This window comes from Veillonella parvula (assembly GCF_040097785.1).
GTDB lineage: Bacteria > Bacillota > Negativicutes > Veillonellales > Veillonellaceae > Veillonella > Veillonella parvula_D.
Map to the genome: position 1 here is coordinate 1 of NZ_JBBNNS010000008.1, position 2,130 is coordinate 2,130.

General features: G+C 48.2%; 2 tRNA genes and 2 rRNA genes. All 4 read left to right on the forward strand.

The features are described from left to right. A 16S ribosomal RNA gene (locus tag AAA071_RS09425) occupies positions 1–533 on the forward strand; the annotation flags it as partial. 151 nt (positions 534–684) lie between these two features. After that, positions 685–761, forward strand: a tRNA-Ile gene (locus tag AAA071_RS09430). Positions 762–891: 130 nt separating this feature from the next. Further along, positions 892–967 (forward strand) — tRNA-Ala (locus tag AAA071_RS09435). A gap of 347 nt (positions 968–1,314) precedes the next feature. Next, a 23S ribosomal RNA gene (locus AAA071_RS09440) occupies positions 1,315–2,130 on the forward strand; the annotation flags it as partial.

A 2,130-nucleotide genomic window follows, 5' to 3' on the forward strand; every position in this document is an offset into this window, starting at 1 on the left:
AGAGATAGTTCCTCTTCTTCGGAAGCCAGAAAACAGGTGGTGCACGGTTGTCGTCAGCTCGTGTCGTGAGATGTTGGGTTAAGTCCCGCAACGAGCGCAACCCCTATCTTATGTTGCCAGCACGTAATGGTGGGAACTCATGAGAGACTGCCGCAGACAATGCGGAGGAAGGCGGGGATGACGTCAAATCATCATGCCCCTTATGACCTGGGCTACACACGTACTACAATGGGAGTTAATAGACGGAAGCGAGATCGCGAGATGGAGCAAACCCGAGAAACACTCTCTCAGTTCGGATCGTAGGCTGCAACTCGCCTACGTGAAGTCGGAATCGCTAGTAATCGCAGGTCAGCATACTGCGGTGAATACGTTCCCGGGCCTTGTACACACCGCCCGTCACACCACGAAAGTCGGAAGTGCCCAAAGCCGGTGGGGTAACCTTCGGGAGCCAGCCGTCTAAGGTAAAGTCGATGATTGGGGTGAAGTCGTAACAAGGTAGCCGTATCGGAAGGTGCGGCTGGATCACCTCCTTTCTAGGGAGACATACACCAAGCCAAGAGCTTGGATGTCACTTAGGTCGACACTTTGGCGAGTAAGTAGACGTAGCATAAGCGCTAGCTGTACTTACACACTTATCATTGTTTGGTTTTGAGAGATCTGTAAAGACTCTCAATCTACAGATATGGGCCTATAGCTCAGCTGGTTAGAGCGCACGCCTGATAAGCGTGAGGTCGGTGGTTCGAGTCCACCTAGGCCCACCAGTTGGCTCATATAACTTGAAATACACTTTTGTGTAGAGTACAGACATTAAGAGCTAAAATAATAGGAAAAGCTTATAAAAGATAACGGATTCTTCGGAATGGATTATCGAGACTTAAGTGAACCCATTACGGGGGCGTAGCTCAGTTGGGAGAGCACCTGCCTTGCAAGCAGGGGGTCAGGAGTTCGAATCTCCTCGTCTCCACCATTTAGTATTTAACAGCGAGTCTGTGATATACTAATTGTTTGTTCTTTGAAAACTGCATAGAAGATAATTATTATATATTTGTAAGGTCATCTCTTAGAATTTCTAAGTAGGTTGACCCAAGCACATAGGAAATAATTCTCTGACTTAATGGTGACGTACATGAAAATGTACGGCTACAAAAAACGACAATGTATCTAATGCATGTCAATAAAATCTAAAAATAGATTTTCGTCAGAATTTGATGGATAACGAGGCGTGCCAGTGAGGGAATGTCGCCGCGTACTTATGTACGCAAGACAAACCGAACGCAGCACAACGAAGTTAGCCGCAAATTATGGCGTAAAATAAGTAAAGATTTTAAGGGCGTACGGTGGATGCCTTGGCGATATCAGCCGAAGAAGGACGCGGTAAGCTGCGATAAGCTACGGAGAGGTGCAAGCAACCTGTGACCCGTAGATTTCCGAATGGGGGAACCCGGCAGTGGTTATGCACTGTCACCCATAGCTTAGACTATGAGGAGGGCACCTGGGGAACTGAAACATCTAATTACCCAGAGGAACAGTAATCAAACGAGATTTTCTTAGTAGCGGCGAGCGAACGGGAAAGAGGCCAAACCGGAGCGGGCAACCGCACCGGGGTTGAGGACAGTCATCAAGTGTAAATGAGGTAGAAGAATCGAGCTGGAAAGCTCAGCCGTAGAAGGTGAAAGCCCTGTAATCGAAACCTTGCATACATGGGACTGTATCCAGAGTACCACGAGACACGTGAAACCTTGTGGGAAGCAGGGGGGACCACCCTCCAAGCCAAAATACTGATATCGACCGATAGCGCATAGTACCGTGAGGGAAAGGTGAAAAGAACCCCTGGCGGGGAGTGAAAGAGAACCTGAAACCGTATGTCTACAAACAGTCGAAGTCTGTATATATATCAGGACGACGGCGTGCCTATTGAAGAATGAACCGACGAGTTACTGTTGCTAGCGAGGTTAAGTGGAAAACATGGAGCCGCAGCGAAAGCGAGTCTGAACAGGGCGTATAGTTAGTAATAGTAGACCCGAAACCGTAGTGATCTATCCATGGCCAGGTTGAAGCACAGGTAAAATTGTGTGGAGGACCGAACTCGTGAGCGTTGAAAAGCTTTGGGATGAGTTGTGGATAGGGGTG